We start from the raw sequence: 19152 nt of genomic DNA, 5'->3' as shown, positions 1-19152 counted from the left end.
CTCCAGTCAGAACGAGGGGCCCGCGCTCAGCGCGGGCCCCGGTGAAGCGGACTGATCTATGCGGCGTGCTGCTCGCAGCGCTCCCACCACGTGTCCAGGTCGGCGCGGCTGACGCGGACTTGACCGTTGGGGAGCTTGCGAAGGCGGGGGGCTAGGCCACGGGCGCGCATGCGGTAGAAAGCGGCGCGGCTCATGCCGATTTCGTCAAGAACTTCGGGGAGTTTGAGCATCTGGGGGCGAGCCATGGTGCGACTCCTCTGTCGACTCTCGGGGTGTGGTTGGCGTCACAATGCTGTGGGTCGCGGCCCATCGCGACCCAAGCCTGTGACCTGCGGGTTTGCTCGGGGTTTGTGCGGCCCATCGCGTCCCACGCTGTGTGTCGGGTGGGCCGCGAACCGACCGCGTGAGCAACGCTTCAGGTCAATACATCCAGGGCCTGTCCGACGGGTCGCGTTACCGACCCCGCCGCCAGCATCGTCACCCGAATGGCGCAACATGACGTGCCACCCACGTGGGCGAGGATCAAGCTGGCTAGTGCCCTAACCGAGGCAATCCGTGAAAGGGGAACCGAATGCGCATTCGACGAATCCTCGCCGCCGTCATCGCCACGGCAGCCCTCGCCGGGCTCGGCCTCACAGGCGCCGCCACCGCCACCGCCGCCACACCCAGCCCCGGTTCGAAGGTTGTCACCTCTGACCAGTGCAGGGAGGGCGGCGGAACGGTAGAGGGCTTCGGCTGCAAGGGCGGTGCATACGACGGCGCGCTGATCGACTAACCCCACAGGGCGCCCCGCAGCCACGCGCCGCGGGGCGCTCCCGCGCGAGCGTAGCCGGGAGAGTCGCAGGGACTGTGCCGACCCACACGCCCTAGGTGCCCCTCGTCGACCCGGGGCCGTCTCTGGGCCGTCCGGTGATGACCAACGTTGACAGGCAACACCGACGGGCACCGGTGTCAGGGCAGGTAGAAGAGGGTGACACGATAAAGGGGGCCAGGTGACGGGTTGGCCGCATCACTGCCAGAAGAACTGATCGAGTGCCGCATGCGCCCTTGACTCGGTCATTGAAACTCCCGGCCAAAGTCGCTACGCCGACCGCTCTGTAGGGTGCGGCACCATGACTGCTGACGTGCCTCGGGGCCCGAAGCGCAGCGACGCTGCGAGGTGGGAAGACCTCGTCGCCCGATACGCGTGGGCCGATGCGGATGAGCCCGATGCGTACACCTTTTCCGTGATTACAGGAAAAACGGAGAGCGAGGTGATTCGGGCATTCGGTGGCGATCCCGGGGCGTCGCGGCTGATGACCTCCGCCGAGACCGCCGACGAGCTGGCGGCTCAGCTCTATGTGGAGGACTACGAGCTGCTTCAAGTGGTCACCGTCGACCGATGCGTCATCGCCATCGAATGGGGCTACCACGGCAGCATCCCGGAGATCGCCCGACGAGCGTCCGCTGGCGGAGGCGAGTTCTTCAGCGTCTACCGCAGTGTGAACGCCCGGTACCAGGTCATGCACGCCCTTGATGGCCGCGTAGAGGGCATGTTCGACCCCTTCGAGCTGGAGGACGCGGAGTGGATGGACCCGGAACCGGAAGTCCCCGCCTGGGCAGAAGGGGTCGCCTTCCACATGGAGACCCTGTGCGCCGAGTCCTTCGCGCTCATGGAGCGCACTATGGGCGTGGCCGTCGATCCCGGGTGGATGGACATGGCGCTTCGCACTGTGCGGCTCACCTCACCCTCCGAGCTCTTCGGCCGATCGGAGGCGGCATGGCTCCCATGAGCGCGGTTGTGATGGGCTGATCTGTCAAGAGGACAGCTGCTGCCTGACATCAGCGGCTGACACCAACAGGCGCGAACAGCGACGGTAGGCGGCGAACCTCAACGAACGATCAGTCAAGACCCAAAGCCGGTTGGTCGAAGCCAACGACTCCCCATGATCGACCTGGCAAGGATGAGGCCAGATCTCAAAGCCGGCCCAAAGTCTCTCCGCCGGCCTAGACGCAGAAGCCCCCGGACCATGCCAATTGACCTTGATCGATCGGGCGGAGACCCAGTCCAGCGCGGCGCGGATTTCCGCGGGGGGCTCCTCAGCACGTTGGCGCGGCACCCACGCCCCGTCCACCCCACGCACCGCCCGAAAGGCCCACTGGTAGAGGGCGGCGCGCATTACTGCAGGGCGGGGCGCTCCCCGCTTGCTGGTGACAAGCACGGGGGTCACGGCGGCCAGCGATTCGGCGATGCTCGCCCGGTGCTTCGCGGCGGCGCGCGGCCAGTGGGCCAGCCCTTGGGCAGGGGACGGCACTCCTCGCCGCTGTAGAGGGTGGTGAGGCAGTGCAGCCACTCCGAGGACGTCATGCGGACTTCCGCGCCCGCGTCGAGCCCGGCCGCGTAGCGAGGGGCCGCTGAAGGACGTCACAGTCAGCCGGCTGCGTCGGCCGGTCACGACCGGCCCGCAGGCCCTTCGTGAGAGATCGGACGGCCTTCTCCGCGGCCCGCCGCCGTGGACGGCGCAGGGCCGGGCCGGGACGCGAGGTGGGCGAAGGCGACGACGTTGTAGTCGTATTCCCTGCGATCGCGGTCGTAGCTGCCACCGCAGGTGATCAGCCGCAGCTGCGGGCCAGGGGTGTCGCCGTACACCTCCTGGTCCGGGAAACGGTCCTTGGCGTAGGTCCGCACCGCACTGACCCTGAAGACCGCGGTGCTGCCGTCCGCCCGGGTGACATTGATCAGGGCACCGGGCCTGAGCGTGCTGAGCCGCTGGAAGACCGCCGGTCCGGTCCGGGTGTCGAGATGGCCCACGACCACGGACGTACCGTCCTGACCCGGTGCCACACTGCCCCGGTACCAGCCCACCAGATTCGGGGTGCTGGCGGGCGGGGTACTGACCGCACCCGAATCGTCCAGGCCCAGCTGCGTGAATGGCGCGTCCACCTGGATCTGCGGGATCCGCAGCCGGTCCGGCGGCGAATAAGCCAGCCCCGGCCGGCGGGGGGCAGCGGAAGCAGAACCGGACCTGGCCCCGAGCGGCGGAGGGCCGGCAGAGACGGGAGCGTTGTAGGCCGTGGCCAACTCCCGCTGGATCATCAGTACACCGAGGAGGAGAACGGCCAGACCAAAACAGAGAATCCAGCGCCACCCGCGGATACCACCATGGCACGCTGCACTCTGGGCGCTGTCCCCAGCCGGGGGCGCAGGCTGCTCTTTCATACCTATACACCTTCTGTTGCTGACTGCCGGGAACTGCCGCCGCTGCGGTAAACCGCCTCGCGGCCACCACCGACGAAGGGTCAGACATCTTGTGGCCACCGCCAGTGGGCGGTGGCCACAGGCGGTCTGCTTCACGCGGCAGGCAGGTCAGACCGCGTCACGGCGTCCACGACGGCGTTGCAGCGCATAACCGCTGATACCGAGTCCGCCCAGAACCAGAGCCGTGCCGCCAGCCATACCGGCCGACGAAGGCTGAGCGAGGCCACCGCTACCGGCATGGACGCCACCGTGCGGCTTCCGACCGTGATGCGGTTCCTCCCCACCCCCGTGGTGCGGCTTGTGCCCCCCACCCCACTGGTGCTGTTCCTCCCCTTTACCTCCGTGGTCGTGCTCCCCTCCACCCCAGTGGTCCTGCTCCCCTCCATCCCAGTGCTCCTGCTGTTCTTCCCGTCGGTCCGAGTGATGCTGCTTATTGATCAGCTTGATCTTGTTCGCCGACACGTTCTTGTTCGTCGACTCCTGCTCCTGCTCCTGCTCCTGCTTCTGCTTATTCGTCAGCCACAGCTGCACCTTCGTGTCCTGCCTAGGCTTGACCACGATCTCGGGCTTGACCACGATCTCGGGCTTCACCACGATCTCGGGGCTGGACTCAGCCTTGGCCGAGCTGTCGTTGTGGACCTTCACGTCCTGCTCGGGCTCCGGCTCGGGCTCCGCCTCGGCCTCCGCCTCGGGGCTGGACTCGGCCTTGGTCGAGCTGTCGTTGTGGACCTTCACGTCCTGCTCGGGCTCCGCCTCGGCCTCCGCCCGCGACGCGGACTCCGGGCCCGCCGCCGTCCGCTCCGCCTCGTCATCGCTGCCCGAGGGCGCCTGCCAATCGTCGGACTGCTGCGACACGTCATCTTCATGCTGCTGATCACCATCGGACGCGTCCTCGTCGTCCACACCAGCGAGAGCGTTGGCGAGCGCGGGAGCCTGCTCGGACCGGGACAGACCCGCACCGAATGCCGAGCCGTGAGCGCCCACCGTGAGGGCACAAGAGGTCAGGCCCGCCAGAAGCAGACCAGAGGCACGGATTTTCATGATGCTCCGTTCTTATGATCGACCCACTTGTCGTCATAGTCGGAACAACCAAGCCCTCAACGTCCACGCAACACCGGTAACTCACCGTTATGGCGGATCAAATAATCCAGTCCGCCGCACCCCTCCCGGGAAAGACCACAACCCCACACACCGAGCGATCACACCCGCAGCCCCCAGGGGGCCCTGAGTGTAATGCGCCGTTCTCCCACTCCTACACCGCCGCGGGGGTGCCTCACACGCCCCGCTCGTCGTGCACGGGCGGGGCGTCGGCGCCGTTTGCGCCCTTGTGGCTCCGCCTGCACTCCCTGACGGTGGACATTCAGCGGGGTGTCACTCGACGCGAGGGGGATGGCTTGCAGCGTAGGTGGAATGACACGGTTGGGTGGCTGCTGATGCATGTGGCTGTGGTGTTGGAGCGGATGGTGGCCGGCGATGAGGTGGGTAGGCCGGCCGCCTTTCCGCGAGTAGCAGCCGCAGCATCTCTGGGGGCCCGTATTGCGCCGAGCAGGCGGCGCGTTCTGACGCGCGCAGAGCCCCCGGCCGCGGTTCCGGTCGGGGCCTTCTGGTGCAGGTGTTTGTAAGCACGTGAACACGTGCTTACAGACATCCGTGCTGTTGAACAGAACGCGACACGGCCTGAGAGACAGGCGCTCGTTGCCTCCCATCTCAGGTGCTGTGGGCCATGTGTGGGCCAATGCGCGAGAAAAAGGACTCTTGGACGGGAAAGCCCAGGTCGGAGCGGGTTCGCATGGCTAGATCACAACGCTCTTGAAAACCGTCGTGGCAGCGATGTCACCGTGGGTTCAAATCCCACACCCACCGCAGCAGGTCAGAAGCTTGCAGGTCAGAAGGGGTGCCGCTCTTTGGAGCGGCACCCCTTCCGCGTGACCTTGTCTCCCCTGGACTCACCCGTTTCGCAGCATCACGACTCGGCCCGCTGGGTGATGGCCGCCTCGGTGCGGTCTCCCAGGAACTCGTACCACCGGCGTTCCAGGCAGACGTAGCGCACGTCCGCTTCGACCAGGCTCAGGAAACCCGACACGGTCTCGGTGAGACGTTGCTGCAGCCCTGTGTCGGCCAGCGTCCCGTCCTCGGCGAAGGCCTGGTAGCTGTCGGCCAGGCTGAACATGTCCGGGTAGACGCGGGTGCCCAGGTGTTCCAGGGGGACCCTCAGGGCCCACAGCCCGCGGTTGCCGCCGATCAGGGACGGCGAGGCGGAGACGAGCATCGCGTGCTTGCTCTTGAACGGCTGCGGTCGGACACGGGAGACCCAGTCGATCGCGTTCTTCAACACTCCCGGCACCGAGGCGTTGTACTCCGGCGAGGAGATGACGAAGGCGTCGCTCTGCTCGAGTCGGTCGCGCAGGGCGAGGGCGCCCTGCGGCAGCCCTTCGGTCGCCTCCATGTCGCCGTCGTACAAGGGCATGTCGAAGTCGTGCATGCCGGCGCGGTCGACGGTCGCCCCGGTGTCGGAGATGAGCCGGGCCACGAGGGAGGCGAGGCGTGCGTTGGCCGAACCGGTCCGCAGTGCCGCGCCGAAGACCAGGAACCGGAGCGGGCCGGGAGGCGTGTCCGAGGGCATGGATCCGTCCTTCCGTCGTGGGGACGCGCCTCCAGCGGGGGCGCCCCACTGACCAGTGTGGTTCCGAGACCGCCGCCGTGCGACCGGCAGCCGGAGCCGGCCGGCCGGTGATCCGGCGCCCGCTCGGGGCCGTTCTCGTCGGGGGCTCAGGGCCGGTGGCCCGTCAGGCGGGCCGCGGAGGCTATGGCCGCGCGGGCCTCGCGTTCGGTCAGGCCGATGCGCAGGGCCGCGTCGACCAGCGGGGTGACGAGGGCGGGGCCGATGCCGTCCTCGTAGGCGCGGCAGGCGGCCCAGAACAGGCGGGTGTTGCGCTGGCCCTCGTGGGCGCCCAGGACGAACTGCACCAGGCCCTCGCCGTGCCGGCCCGCCGAGGGCGGTACGGGGTGGCGGGCGGTGCGGGGCGGGGGGAGCAGAAGGCGCAGGAGGGCGCGCGGGCAGGAGGCCGGCGCGAGGTGCGCGGTGCCGGGGGCGGTGGCGTAGACGCCGTGTCCGGTGCGGGAGCCGGGGCCGACCAGGTAGCCGCCGGCGCCGCGGATGTCGATGCCGGGGGCCAGGCGTCCGGCCGAGTTGGGGACGACGACGTCGGGCGGCCCGCTCAGCCACAGGTGGCGGCCGCCGCTGGGGGTCAGGACGACCACCGTGGCGGGGATGGTGAACAGGTGGCGCAGGGCGAGCTCACGCAGGGCCGCCGAGGCGTTCGTGCCGTTCTTGGTGTCCAGATCGACGCCGATCAGATGGTGCGGGGGCAGTCCGCAGGCGATGCCGTAGCCGGTGGCCCAGGGTGCGGCGGCGAACAGTTCCCGGATGCGGGCCGGGTCGGTGGAGGCGTCGTACACCCCGTGGCCGAAGCGGCCGCACTCGCCGTGGCAGGGCGGACCGGGCGGGCCCACCGGGTCGGGGCCGTCGCGGTGGGGGGAGCGCAGGGCCGGGAGTTTCGTCCGGGACAGGGGGATGACGGCCAGTCCGCGTTCGGCGGCTGACAGGGCGTGGGCGAGGGCCAGCGTCGTGGCCTGCCGGTCGATGGTGGCCATGCTTCTATGTTCGTACGCACGTTCGAAAAAGGAAAGGGGGCGGGCGTGGCACGCCGTGGGGCGGGGTTTTGGGGCGGCTTCGGGACGAACGCCTCAGCCCTTGCGGCGCTTGGGGGGCGGTGGCCCGAGCCGCCCTCGTCGAAGCCTACGGGGGCAGGAAAGGTGGTGAAAGGGGTTTATCGACATGTCCTCACGCTTGCGTGCGAATCGGGCGTTCCGGGGTGGTTCGCCGGGTTCCGGTGGGCAACTCTGATCTCGCGACGTCGTGAGAAGGCCCGGGCGGTCGGCCAACTGCCCAGGTGAAAGCCGTACTTCACGTACTCCCCGGCAAGGCAGCCGGTGTGTACCTCGTACTGGAGGAGCAACATGGCAAGTACCCGTACCGCCCGTGTTCTCGCCGCCGCGGCGGCCATCCCCCTCGCCGCGGCGCTCTTCACCGGCGTCGCCGCCGCGGGCACGGGAGCCATCGCGGGCGACGGATCGAACGCGGGCGTCGCGGGCGTCGTCGGCAGCGGGGTCGGCCGCGACAACAGCGGCAACTCGTCCACCACGCAGCAGCAGGCGGTCGGCTCGGGCGCCTCGAACCAGAGCAACACCGCACAGGTCAGCCGTTCCGCGTTCACGGCCATCCAGCAGGGCAACAAGAACGTCGTCATCCACTTCACCCGTCTGTGGTGAGTCGGGGCGGGCCGGCGCGCACTCTGGGGACCCGCCGGCCCTGAACTCCCTGGTGGGTGTGCTCGTGGGGACGTAACACACCTCTGCGCGGCGGTGCTTCGGCGCCGCCGCGCAGACGTGTTCCGTGCGACCGCCTCAGGCGCCGCGCCCCGGGGGGCCGGTCGCCCGGGACGCCGTCCAGGACGTCCCCCAGGGGTGAACCCGCAGTACACATGCCCCGTTCCTCCACCTTCAGGAGGTGCGGTCGACCCCACCCCTACAACCTGAGGCGGACTCGGCTGCGGGACCTGCGGGCGATCCGCGGGAGCGGGTGCCGCTCCTAGCGTGGAGCCATGACCACACCCGTCTGCACCAGCGTGTCGAAAGCCGCCATACCGGCGACCGGGACTCCGGCGTACCCGTCCTTCGCGTCGTACGTGCGGGCCCGGCAGCCGCTGCTGCTGCGCACCGCCCGGTCGCTGACCGCGAACCCGAGCGACGCGGAGGACCTGTTGCAGACCGCGCTCACCAAGACGTACGTGGCGTGGGAGCGGATCGAGGACCACCGGGCCCTCGACGGCTATGTGCGCCGCGCGCTCCTGAACACCCGCACCTCGCAGTGGCGCAAGCGGAAGGTCGACGAGTTCGCCTGTGACGAACTGCCCGAGCCGGAGCCGGCGCCCGGCGCGACCGACCCGGCGGAGCAGCAGGCGCTGCGCGACGCCATGTGGCGGGCGATCATGAAGCTGCCCGCGCGGCAGCGGGCAATGGTCGTCCTGAGGTATTACGAGGACCTCTCCGAGGTTCAGACGGCCGAGGTGCTCGGAGTGTCCGTGGGGACGGTGAAGTCGGCGGTGTCGCGGGCGCTCGGCAAGCTGCGGGAGGACCCGGAGCTGGTGCGCGTGCGCTGACCGTTGGGGGAACGTTGTGTGATCGATCATCCGGGCCTAGTGACATACCACGTGGTATGTGAGCAGAATCAGCGCAGCCCTTACCACCGCGTAGGCGACGCCGCCCCGGGAGGACGCCGTGCTGAGCACCATGCAGGACGTACCACTGCTGATCTCGAGGATCCTGGCCCACGGGTCGACGATCCACGGGGCGTCGCAGGTGATCAGCTGGACCGGTGACGGTGACCCGCACCGCCGCTCCTTCGCCGGGATCGGCGAGCGCGCGGCCCAACTGGCGCACGCCCTGCGCGACGACCTCGGCGTCGCGGCCGACGACCGTGTGGCGACCCTCATGTGGAACAACGCCGAGCACGTCGAGGCGTACTTCGCGATCCCGTGCATGGGCGCGGTGCTGCACACCCTCAACCTTCGCCTTCCCGCCGAGCAGTTGGCCTGGATCGTCAACCACGCCGCCGACCGCGTCATCATCGTCAACGGCTCCCTGATCCCGCTGCTCGGCCCGCTGCTGCCGCACCTCAAGACGGTCGAGCACGTCGTCGTCTCGGGCCCCGGCGACCGCACCCCGCTCGACGGCTCCCACGCCCAAGTGCACGAGTACGAGGACCTGATCGCGGCCAAGCCGGTCACCTACGACTGGCCCGAGCTGGACGAACGCCAGGCCGCCGCCATGTGCTACACCTCCGGCACCACGGGCGACCCCAAGGGCGTGGTCTACAGCCACCGTTCGGTCTACCTGCACTCGATGCAGGTCAACATGAGCGAGTCCATGGGCCTGACCGACCAGGACACCACGCTCGTGGTCGTCCCGCAGTTCCACGTCAACGCCTGGGGCCTGCCGCACGCCACCTTCCTGTCCGGCGTCAACCTGCTGATGCCGGACCGCTTCCTGCAGCCGGCCCCCCTCGCCGAGATGATCGAGCGGGAGAAGCCGACCCACGCGGCCGCCGTGCCCACCATCTGGCAGGGGCTGCTCGCCGAGCTGACCGCCCGGCCCCGCGACGTCTCCGCCCTCACCCAGGTCACCATCGGCGGCTCGGCCTGCCCGCCCTCCCTCATGGAGGCCTTCGACCGGCTGGGCATGCGGGTCTGCCACGCCTGGGGCATGACCGAGACCTCCCCGCTCGGCACGGTCGCCCGCCCGCCGGCCCACGCGGTCGGCACCGACGAGGAGTTCGGCTACCGCCTCACCCAGGGCCGCTTCCCGGCCGGCGTCGAGGCCCGCCTGACCGGACCCGGCGGCGAACGCCTCCCGTGGGACGGCGAGTCCGCGGGCGAGCTGGAGGTCCGCGGACCGTGGATCGCCGGCGCCTACTACAACGGCCCCGGAGCCGAACCGCTGCGCCCGGCCGACAAGTTCAGCGAGGACGGCTGGCTGAAGACCGGCGACGTCGGCACCATCAGCCCCGACGGCTTCCTCACCCTCACCGACCGGGCCAAGGACGTCATCAAGTCGGGCGGCGAGTGGATCTCCTCAGTGGAGCTGGAGAACGCCCTGATGTCCCACCCGGACGTCGCCGAGGCCGCCGTCGTCGCCGTCCCCGACGACAAGTGGGGCGAACGCCCGCTGGCCACCGTCGTCCTCAAGGAAGGCACCACCGCCGGCTTCGAGGTCCTGCGCGTCTTCCTCCAGGAGGAGCGCGGGATCGCCAAGTGGCAGCTCCCGGAACGCTGGACGATCATCGAGGCCGTTCCGAAGACCAGCGTCGGCAAGTTCGACAAGAAGGTGCTGCGCAGGCAGTACGCCGCCGGAGAGCTGGACATCACCCGGATCTGACCGCGGACCGGACGGCACACGCACGCGTACGCGTACGACGCCGGGGCGCCGGGCAGGGAGCACCACGCATCCCCGCCCGGCGCCCCGGCGTCGTAGGGACGTGGGCCAGTCGGTCAGTTGGTACCGATGCGGGCCAGCAGGTCGACGATCCGGCTCTGCGTCTCGGCGCTGGTGGACCGCTCCGCGAGGAACAGCACCGTCTCGCCCGAGGCCAGCCGCGGCAGGTCGGCCTGGTCGACGGCGGCCGTGTAGACGACCAGCGGCGTGCGGTTGAGCTGCCCGTTCGCGCGCAGCCAGTCCAGGATCCCGGCGCGGCGCCGGTGCATCTGCATCAGGTCCATCACGACCAGGTTCGGCCGGAACTGCCCGGCGAGCGTCACCGCGTCGTTGTCGCTCGCGGCCCGCGCCACCTGCATCCCGCGCCGCTCCAGCGTCGCCGTCAGCGCCAGCGCGATCTCCGCGTGCTCCTCGATCAGCAGCACACGCGGTGGATGCTGCTCGCTGTCGCGCGGCGCGAGCGCCTTCAGCAGTACGGCCGGATCGGCGCCGTAGGCCGCCTCGCGCGTCGCCTGCCCGAGTCCGGCCGTGACCAGCACCGGCACCTCGGCGGCGACCGCCGCCTGCCGCAGCGACTGCAACGCCGTGCGCGTGATCGGCCCGGTCAGCGGGTCGACGAACAGCGCGGCGGGGAAGGCCGCGATCTGCGCGTCCACCTCCTCGCGCGAGTTCACGATGACCGGCCGGTAGCCGCGGTCGCTCAGCGCCTGCTGGGTGGTGATGTCGGGGGCCGGCCAGACCAGCAGTCGGCGTGGGTTGTCCAGCGGCTCCGGCGGCAGTTCGTCGTCCATCGGCTGCGGCCGCGGGGTGTCCGCGATCTCCACGGCACCGCCGGGACCGTCCAGCGGCTCGGGACCCTCGGCGGCGTTCTCGTCCGGAGCCCCGATGGCGTACGACCGTCCGCCGCCCTCGGTGCCGACGGCCATGGCGGGTCCGCCCCGGGAGGGCTGCGCGGAGGGCTGCTCGGCCGGCGGGTGCGGGCGGGCCGTCTGGTCCGGCCGCTGAGCCTGCGGCGGGGTCTGCGTCTGCGGGCGCGCGGCGGCGGCCGGATCGGGCGGAGTGCCCAGTTTGCGGCGGCGGCCGGAACCGCCGGCCTGCGGGGGCGGCGTGGCCGACGGCGGCTGCGGTGCCTGAGCCTGTGCCGCCTGTCGGCTGAACGGCACGCCCTGCCCCAGCGTGCGCACGCTGATCGCCCGCCCCTGCGTCGAGTTGGGGTCGACGGGCGCGGCGGCCTCGGCGGGCAACGGCTGGGCCGCGCGCGGTGCCGCGGTGGCGGCGCCGGACTGCTGCGCGGTGGGCTGGGCCTGTACGGCGGCCTGACCCGTCGCCTGCTCGGGCGGGAGGGCGGGGCCGGCGGCGGCCGGGGTGCCGTGGGGCGGTGTACCCGGGGTACCGGGTGCACCGGGTGCGGGCGGCTGGGGAAGGGCCTGGGCCGGGGGCATGAGGGCGCCGGTGGCGTTCGGCGGTACGGGGCCGCCAACCGCGCCGGGGACTGCCTGAGCCGGGGCGCCTGGGACCGGGATGCCCTGCGCGGGAACGGGCTGCGTGGGGAGCGGCCCGGCGGAGGGCTGGGCAGGAGCCGGGGCCGGGACGGCGGGGTTCTGCGCGGGAGCGAGTGCGGCGGGCTGCTGGGGGAGCGGCTGGCCGGCGATGCCGTGCGCGGGAGCGGGCGCCGAACCCGCGGCCCCGTGCTCCGGCGACGGCACCTGTGCCGGCAGGGCCGCCTGCCCGGACGGATGCTGCGCGGGCAGCGCCTGCCCCGGAACGGGCTGCTGCCCGGGAGCCTGCGGCCCCGCACCCGGCTGTCCGGGAGCCGCCTGGGGCACGGCGGGGTGACCGGGCAGGCCCTGCGGCAGGACGGGCTGACCGGGAGTCATCTGCTGCGGGGTGGGGTGTCCCGGCACGCCTTGGGGTGCGACGGGTTGACCGGGCACACCCTGCGGGACGACGGGCTGACCCGGAGTCACCTGAGGAACAGGCTGCGGGAGCGCCTGGGCGCCACCCGGCTCGGCCTGCACCGGAACGCCCGGTCCGGCTGTGCCCTGCGCGGGCGCGCCGGGCAAGGACACGGGCACGGCCCCGGCATGCGCACCCGGAACACCCGGTGCCCCCGGAACCCCCGGTGCCCCCTGCGCGGGCGTCGCGCCCGCGGCCGCGGTGTCCTGCGGCTGGGCCACTGCCCGCCGCCGGCGTCCCGTCGGCGCGCTCGTGGGATGCGGCTGCGGCGGCGTGTGGTCGTCGGCCTGGTCGTGGGGTACGGCCTCGTGCTGCCCTTCGTCGCCCAGGGGGACGACGGCAGGGGCGCCCTGCGCCGGCACCCGGAGCGCCTGCGCGGTCTCCGGGCCTTCGGCGGGCCGGTCCGCCTCCGCGGGCGGCAGGGCGAAGACCGGACGGGGAGCCGCCTCCTGCGCGGCTGCACGCTCGGTCGCCGCCGCCAGGGCACGCCGACGGCGCCCGGTCGGCTGCGGGCCGGGCGCCGCAGGGTTCTCGCCGCCCACCGCCTCGGTCTGCACCGCCTCGGTCTGCGGGGCCTCCGGCTGCGCGTCGGCAGCCGGGGGCAGCGCCGCCGGCAGTGCCTCGGGCGGGCCGACCTCGCGCCGGGCGCGCCGCCCGGTGGGCGCGGGTACGCCCTGCGGCGGCACCGTACCGCCGAGTCCCGTACCCGAGGCCGCCGTTCCCGCGCCGTGCTCCGCCGCCATGACCACGGCACCCTCGGACACGCCCGCCGCGTCGGCGGGCCGTCCGCGCCGCCGTCCCGTACCGCCGGAGCCGTCCGTGTCCTGGGCCGGAACCTGCCCGGTCTCCTGGGACGACTCGGCCGCCCGCCGCCTGCGCCGACCGGTCGGAGCCACCGGGGCACCGGCGGTCTCCCCCTCGCTGTCACTCTCGAGGAACGCGTCCGTCGAGGACCGCCGGGCCCGCCGCCGTCCGCCGCCCGGAGGCTGCTCGGGCACGGCGGGCTCAGCCGGGACAGGTTCTTCGGGAACCGCGGCCGGCTCCAGGGCATGAAACTGGGCCGGGGCCGCGACGACGCCGGCACCGCCGCCGAGCGGCACCTCCAGGACGTACGCGCTGCCGCTCATGCCCGGCACCTCGTGGGTCTGGAGCACACCGCCGTGCGCCCGGACGATCCCGCGCACGATCGGCTCGTGCACCGGGTCTCCCCCGGCGTACGGCCCGCGCACCTCGATCCGGACGACTTCACCGCGCTGCGCCGCCGCGACCACGACGGTGTTGTCCATGTAACCGCCCGCCGAGACGGGCGAGTTCCCGGTCGCGTCGACGCCTGCGACGTCCGCGACGAGGTGGGCGAGCGCGGTGGCCAGACGCCGCGGATCGACCTCGGCCTCGATGGGCGGCGCGTGCACGGCGAACTGCACCCGCCCGGGGCCGATCAGCTCGATGGCGCCGTCGACACCGGCGGCGACGACCGCGTCCAGCATCACCTTCGTCCGGGTGATCTCCTCGCTGCCGGTGTCGAGGCGCTGGTAGCCGAGGACGTTGTCGATCAGCGTCGTGATCCGGGAGTACCCGGCCGACAGGTGGTGCAGCACCTGGTTGGCCTCGGGCCACAGCTGTCCGGCGTCGTCGGCGGCGAGAGCGGCCAGCTCGCGGCGCAGTTCGTCCAGGGGCCCGCGCAGGGAGCCGCCGAGGAGGGTCAGCAACTGCTCGTGCCGGCCGGCCAGCGCCTCGTAGCGGTCCTTCTCCCGCTCGCCGAGGGCGGCGTAGCGCTCCTCGTTCGCCGCGAGTTGCTCCGCGTGGCGCTCGGTGAATTCCTCGGTCTCGGTGACGTGCTGCTGGCGCAGGGCGGTGAGCTCGGAGGCGTGCTCCTCGGCGAGCTGTTCGAGCTGCTCCTCGTGGCGCTGCTCCTCGGCGGCCTTCTCGTCGGCGAGCGTGTCGTAGGGGCGCCGGTCGGTGAAGGTCATGACGGCGCCGACGAGCTGGTCGCCGTCGCGTACCGGCGCGGTGGTCAGATCGACGGGAACCTTGTCGCCGGCCTTGGACCACAGCACCTGCCCGCGCACCCGGTGCTTGCGCCCGGAGCGCAGGGTGTCGGCGAGCGGGGACTCCCCGTACGGGAAAGGGGAGCCGTCGGGGCGCGAGTGCAGGACGAGGGTGTGCAGCTCGCGGCCGCCGAGTTCACCGGCCCGGTAGCCCAGTATCTGGGCGGCCGCGGGGTTGACGAGCACGATTCGTCCGTCGGTGTCGGTGCCCACGACGCCCTCGGCGGCGGCCCGCAGGATCATCTCGGTCTGCCGCTGCGAACGGGCCAGTTCGGCCTCGGTGTCGACGGTGCCGGACAGATCGCGGACGACGAGCATCAGCAGTTCGTCGCCGCTGTAGCCGTGGCCGTCGTAGGCCTGCTGGCTGTTCTCCAGATTCGCGCTCGTGACCTCGACCGGGAACTCGGACCCGTCGGTCCGCCGCGCCGTCATCCGGGTGGGCTTGGTCCGCCCGCGCGGGTCGATGTGGTCGGGGCGGCGCATGGAGCCGGGAATCAGCTTGGAGTCGAACTGCGGCAGCAGATCGAGCAGGCCCCGTCCGACGAGGGCGGTGCCCGGCGTCTCGAAGGCCTCCAGCGCGATGGTGTTGGCGTTGACGACGGTGCCGTTGGCGTTGACCAGCACCAGGGCGTCGGGCAGCGCGTCGAGTATGGCAGCGAGGCGAGCAGCGCCTCGGGATGGCCTGCTGCTCACGAGACGCTTCCTCCCTGTCACCGCACCTTGCCGACCGCGGAGGCCATCTTGCCAACCGGCCCGCAGCGTGTCACGCGAGGGAGTCTATGCGCAGAGGTTGCTCCCGCGACGCCGGATGAGAGGGAGGTCGCACGCGGAGTTGACGTCGAACCTGTGACCGGACGATTTCACTTCGCACGACCTCCGCGAGACCTTTACGGACTCCCGGTCCACCACACCTTCGGTACGTGCCTACGCACCGGTACGTGCCGGTGCTCCCCGTCCCCACCTACACACGGGTACGCGCCGGCGCGCCCGCCCCTGCCTACGCGCCCGTTCCCGCCCACGCGCCGCTACGGGACACCGCGGCCGGCCTCGGGGCGCCGAGGCCGGGCAACAGCGGCACGAGCCGGTTCCAGCGGTCGATCCGGCAGCCGTCGCCGCGGTCGTAGGCCGCGTCGACGCGGCGCCCGGCCCACGTTCCGGTGATGCGGGCGGTGGCAGGACCGCCGTACTGCATGGCGCACACGCTGCCGTTGGGCACGGGCGCGAAGGGCTCCCGCCCCCAGCGCGTGTTCCGGTCGAGCACGTCGCAGGCGCGGCGGGCGTCGGGGTGACTGCCCCTGGCCGGGTGGCAGTACAGCCTGTACGTCCCGTCCCTGCCCGCGCCCGCGTGCCGCACGGTGACGGTGAGGTGGTCGCCGGCCCGGTCCTCGATCCGGACGGGCGGCGGCGCGGCGGCAGAGGCGGCGGGCACGGCCGAGACCGAGGCGAGCCCGGCGAACACGGCGGAGGCGCCGAGTGCCAGCGCCCGCGACACCGCGGAACGGCGGGCTGGGAGAGATCCGATCTGCGTCATGCCTGGACTAACGCCTCGCGCCCCCGGACGTTGCGCCCCGGCCGCCACCCGCCCGACGCCACCAGAAGGGCTTTGCCCTGGGCCCCACCTGCCTAGTACCGTAGGGGGCGATTGGTGACACCCCACTCGGCTGTGTCATCATCTGCACGCACCACTCGCGCGCTCGCGTGAGCGGTTGTGCTGGAGGCGTCGCCTAGTCCGGTCTATGGCGCCGCACTGCTAATGCGGTTTGGGCCTTAAAGCCCATCGAGGGTTCAAATCCCTCCGCCTCCGCGCATGATCACCGAAGCCCCGGTCCCTTCAGACCGGGGCTTCGGCGTTGTCGGCTCTGTCCCGCTCCAGACCTTGTTTCCGCAGGTCACAAGGGGTGGGGGGAACGGATTTCACATGACGGCGGCAGTCATGTAATGTTCTTCCTGTCGCCGCGAGCGGCCCAGAAGGGTCCAAAGCGAAGACAAAAACAGAACAAGCACTCGTAGCTTAACGGATAGAGCATCTGACTACGGATCAGAAGGTTGCAGGTTCGAATCCTGCCGAGTGCACAGCACACCAGAGGCCCTGTGGAGTGATCCACAGGGCCTCTGGTTTTGGCGTTGACGACAGTGTCTGACAGCAACCGCATCGGAGGACGGGCGCGGGGTTGATCAGACGGCTACCGGTCACGCGGATCGAGCTGTGGCCTAGCACTTCCATGATCATGCGGGCGTCGGCGCCCTGTTCGTGAAGCAAGGACGCGCACGTGTGGCGCAGGTCATGGAAGCGGATCTTACGGACTTCCGCGCGGGCGCACAGGCCCTGCAGTGGCTACCGGGCGAGGCGCCGGACAAGCGTCCCTGAAGCCGACGTTCTCCGCAGCGGGCCGTCGTGCTCCGGGTCCGTCCTGCTCACGCCTGATCCGCACGGTGCGCGGCGCTTGCCTCGGCCGGTCAGGTGGGCCCGTCCAGGCTCCGGGAGAAGGCCGTGTCGCCGGCCATCGCCACGATCGCGTCCTTGACGAGCAGCACTCGCGGCGGGTAGCCCTGCGCTTTGTCCCCGGGGTCGTCCAGTGCGGAGGTGCGCCAAACCTCTGCTCCGGTGCGACTGTCCAGTGCCAGCAGACGGCCGAAGCGGTTGGAGAAATAGACCCGCTTGTGCGTCGCTGACACCGCGGGCGCGGACAGACTCTCCACGTCCGTCACCTTCTGCCAGAGTTGTGTGCCGCTGTCCGCCGACACCGCGGTGACCGACCCGTCGGACCGGACGAAGTAGACGACGCCGTTCGCAAGGGTGGCCGCACCGGTCAGCGGATGTGCCAGCGGTACCCGTCTGACCTGCCCGGTTTGGGAGGCCACCCGCAGCAGCGCGTTGTACGGCCGTTCGTACCCGGCTTCGTACACGTCCTTCGCGGTCTGGGGGGCGAGGAACAGTGGTTGCCCGCCGACGGCGCCGAGCGCTTCCGCCTTCTTGGGCAGTGTGGCGGTTTCGGTCAGGCTGCCGGGTCCGAGCTTCATCAGCTCGACCGGGGCCTGGCCGGACTCGGTGCCCTCCGAGCACAGGGCGTAGGGGACGCCTCCCAGCACCGACGGAGTGCAGTATTCGTCCAGCGAGGGCGTCCGCCACAGTTCCTTGCCGGAAGGTCCGTAGGCCACGAACCACGAGGAGTCGGGAGACATGGTCAGCAGTCCGCCGTCGTACAGGACCGCCTTTTCGGCCCGGTTGATGTCGCGTTGCCACCGCCGGTGCCCGGTACCGGCGTCGAGGGCCACCACCCGCCTGGTCTCGTCGTTCGGTTCCTCGTACAGGTAGACCAGCCCGTCGCGAACGCCGATCGGCTGCGCCCCCTGAGGGCGGGTGCCGGTCCGCCACAGGGTGCGGCCGGAGGCCGCGTCGATTCTGGCGGCCGTGAATCCCGTACCGCCACAGAACAGGGCGCTTCCCTCCGCCACGCATCCGGGGCTGTTGTAGTCGAGAGGGACACCCTTCACGTCGTACCGCAGCTTCGTCTGCCACGGCCGCCAGCCGTCGGGCAGTGACGCGGCACGGGCGGTGGCGGTGGCGTCGGAGGTGGTGGTGGTGTCCGGATCGGACACGAAGACACCCACCCCGATACCCAGCCCCGTGACGGCCAGCGCCGCGCCGAGGCCGGTGAGCAGCATCCGTGCTCGTCGGCGCTTGCCCGTGCCGGTCGCGGCGTCCGCGGAGGTGATGGCCGCGCTCCGAGAAGTGGGGCGGCGCCGGGGTTGCGCGGACTGCCCGGTCTCAGGGGACCCGGTGGCGTCGGATTCCGGCAGCGCCTGGAGCATGCGGTGTATGTCCGTCAGTTCCGGCCGTGCGGCCGGGTCCTTGTCCAGGCAGCGCTCGACAATGCCCAGAAGTGCTTCGGGCACCCCGCCGAGGTCCGGGGTCCCGTGCACCACCTGATAACCGGTTATGTACGGGCTGTCGGCGTCGAACGGTCCCGTGCCGACGGCCGCGAACACCAGCAGTGACCCCAGCGAGAACACGTCCGAGGCCGGGGTGACGTCTCGGGGAGAGGCCAGTTGTTCTGGCGACATGAAGGGCGGAGTGCCGATCATCCGCCCGGTCGTGGTGAGGTTCTGGCTGTCAGAAGCGCGCGATATGCCGAAGTCGATGACGCGCGGCCCGTCCTCGGTCATCAGGACGTTGCCCGGTTTGAGGTCCCGGTGCACCAGGCCCACCCGGTGGATGTCGCGCAGCGCCTCGGTGAGCCCCAGCCCCAGCGCGCGCAGTTCCCGCTGGCTCAGCGGGCCGTCCTTCTCCACGACTTCGGTGAGGTTGAGCCCCGGCACGTAGAGTGTCGCCATCCACGGCCGGTCGGCGTCCGGGTCGGCATCCACGACAGGCGCGGTGAAGGCACCGCTCACCCTGCGCGCTGCCGCGATCTCCTGCCGGAAGCGCGTCCGGAACTCCTCCTCCTGGGCATACGGCCCGTGCACGAGCTTGACCGCGACCTGCCGTCCCGAGGCGGAGACTCCCAGATAGACGACTCCCATGCCGCCCGCCCCGAGCCGACCGAGAAGGGCGTATCCGCCTACGGACTCCGGGTCCCCGGTGCTCAGGGGCCTCATCGCCGATCATCCTTCCCAGCGCCTGCCTGCCTCACGGGGATCAGAGTAGGGCCTGCCGCTCCGGAAACGGAGCCAGGCCGGTGCAGTTGGAGCTGAGGCGGGCGGGTCCGAAAGTCGTCGTGGCGGGGGCGCCACCGTTCGGCGTTGACGGCAGCGCCGACGGCAACGACGGCACACAGGCGCGCATGATCGCTCCACGACTGGATCACCCGGAATGCTGTCCAGGCTGAGGGGTGGTCCGGTTTCTTGTTGTCGGCC

At 71.2% G+C, this 19152-nt stretch carries 14 protein-coding genes and 2 tRNA genes; 7 read left to right on the top strand and 9 right to left on the bottom strand.

Features of this window, described 5'->3' with window-relative positions:
* Positions 1–56 precede the first annotated feature (56 nt).
* Positions 57–245 carry a helix-turn-helix transcriptional regulator gene (locus ACIQFZ_RS28160; protein WP_383056729.1) on the bottom strand — a complete coding sequence of 63 codons (189 nt, stop codon included), beginning with the start codon at positions 243–245 and terminating at the stop codon, positions 57–59.
* Between the two features lie 326 nt (positions 246–571).
* On the opposite strand from ACIQFZ_RS28160, the gene ACIQFZ_RS28155 reads away from it, so the two are divergent.
* Both ACIQFZ_RS28155 and ACIQFZ_RS28150 read left to right on the top strand, forming a co-directional pair.
* Positions 572–775, top strand: a complete 204-nt coding sequence (locus ACIQFZ_RS28155) for a hypothetical protein (RefSeq protein ID WP_365774848.1) — start codon at positions 572–574, stop codon at positions 773–775.
* A 337-nt stretch (positions 776–1112) separates the two neighbouring features.
* Positions 1113–1772: a DUF6461 domain-containing protein gene (locus ACIQFZ_RS28150; protein WP_365774849.1), complete on the top strand. Its 660-nt coding sequence runs from the start codon at positions 1113–1115 to the stop codon at positions 1770–1772.
* Between the two features lie 659 nt (positions 1773–2431).
* Here the strand turns inward: ACIQFZ_RS28150 and ACIQFZ_RS28145 are convergent.
* The 4 genes from ACIQFZ_RS28145 to ACIQFZ_RS28130 all read right to left on the bottom strand — a co-directional run bounded on the left by ACIQFZ_RS28145 (position 2432) and on the right by ACIQFZ_RS28130 (position 6892).
* Positions 2432–3076, bottom strand: a complete 645-nt coding sequence (locus tag ACIQFZ_RS28145) for a class F sortase (protein WP_383056728.1) — start codon at positions 3074–3076, stop codon at positions 2432–2434.
* 270 nt (positions 3077–3346) lie between these two features.
* Positions 3347–4279, bottom strand: coding sequence for a hypothetical protein (locus ACIQFZ_RS28140; RefSeq protein ID WP_402692442.1), 933 nt, complete (start codon positions 4277–4279; stop codon positions 3347–3349).
* A gap of 922 nt (positions 4280–5201) precedes the next feature.
* Positions 5202–5861: an NAD(P)H-dependent oxidoreductase gene (locus ACIQFZ_RS28135; RefSeq protein WP_365423476.1), complete on the bottom strand. Its 660-nt coding sequence runs from the start codon at positions 5859–5861 to the stop codon at positions 5202–5204.
* Between the two features lie 146 nt (positions 5862–6007).
* A complete protein-coding gene (locus ACIQFZ_RS28130) occupies positions 6008–6892 on the bottom strand; it encodes a bifunctional DNA primase/polymerase (RefSeq protein ID WP_402692441.1) in 885 nt (294 codons plus the stop codon).
* Between the two features lie 366 nt (positions 6893–7258).
* Here ACIQFZ_RS28130 and ACIQFZ_RS28125 point away from each other — a divergent pair, with 366 nt between their 5' ends.
* From ACIQFZ_RS28125 to ACIQFZ_RS28115, 3 genes are all read left to right on the top strand, one after another.
* Positions 7259–7570 (top strand): hypothetical protein, encoded by a 312-nt coding sequence (locus ACIQFZ_RS28125; protein ID WP_365423470.1) that lies wholly within the window; start codon positions 7259–7261, stop codon positions 7568–7570.
* Between the two features lie 332 nt (positions 7571–7902).
* Complete coding sequence (locus ACIQFZ_RS28120; protein WP_365774851.1) at positions 7903–8460, top strand: SigE family RNA polymerase sigma factor; 558 nt, start codon at positions 7903–7905, stop codon at positions 8458–8460.
* Between the two features lie 118 nt (positions 8461–8578).
* A complete protein-coding gene (locus ACIQFZ_RS28115; protein WP_365423464.1) occupies positions 8579–10234 on the top strand; it encodes a long-chain fatty acid--CoA ligase in 1656 nt (551 codons plus the stop codon).
* Positions 10235–10347: 113 nt separating this feature from the next.
* On the opposite strand, the gene ACIQFZ_RS28110 is transcribed toward ACIQFZ_RS28115, so the two are convergent.
* Both ACIQFZ_RS28110 and ACIQFZ_RS28105 read right to left on the bottom strand, forming a co-directional pair.
* On the bottom strand, positions 10348–14988 hold the full coding sequence (locus ACIQFZ_RS28110; RefSeq protein ID WP_402692440.1) for a PAS domain-containing protein: 4641 nt from the start codon (positions 14986–14988) through the stop codon (positions 10348–10350).
* Between the two features lie 304 nt (positions 14989–15292).
* The gene (locus tag ACIQFZ_RS28105; RefSeq protein WP_402692439.1) at positions 15293–15826 is read right to left on the bottom strand and encodes an SSI family serine proteinase inhibitor; all 534 of its coding nucleotides are present in this window, start codon (positions 15824–15826) and stop codon (positions 15293–15295) included.
* Between the two features lie 182 nt (positions 15827–16008).
* Between ACIQFZ_RS28105 and ACIQFZ_RS28100 the strand changes: the two genes are divergently transcribed.
* Positions 16009–16099: transfer RNA gene (locus ACIQFZ_RS28100), tRNA-Ser, on the top strand.
* 196 nt (positions 16100–16295) lie between these two features.
* Positions 16296–16368, top strand: a tRNA-Arg gene (locus tag ACIQFZ_RS28095).
* Here the strand turns inward: ACIQFZ_RS28095 and ACIQFZ_RS28090 are convergent.
* Positions 16334–16618, bottom strand: coding sequence for a tyrosine-type recombinase/integrase (locus ACIQFZ_RS28090; protein WP_402692456.1), 285 nt, complete (start codon positions 16616–16618; stop codon positions 16334–16336). The two genes, ACIQFZ_RS28095 and ACIQFZ_RS28090, sit on opposite strands and share 35 nt — an antisense overlap.
* 134 nt (positions 16619–16752) lie before the next feature.
* Positions 16753–18894 carry a PQQ-binding-like beta-propeller repeat protein gene (locus ACIQFZ_RS28085; RefSeq protein WP_402692438.1) on the bottom strand — a complete coding sequence of 714 codons (2142 nt, stop codon included), beginning with the start codon at positions 18892–18894 and terminating at the stop codon, positions 16753–16755.
* Positions 18895–19152 lie beyond the last annotated feature (258 nt).

Source organism: Streptomyces sp. NPDC093064, from assembly GCF_044754605.1.
In the GTDB taxonomy this organism is placed as follows: Bacteria; Actinomycetota; Actinomycetes; order Streptomycetales; family Streptomycetaceae; genus Streptomyces.
The sequence above is the reverse complement of the archived record's forward strand: the minus strand, read 5'-3'. Positions and strand labels throughout refer to the sequence as shown.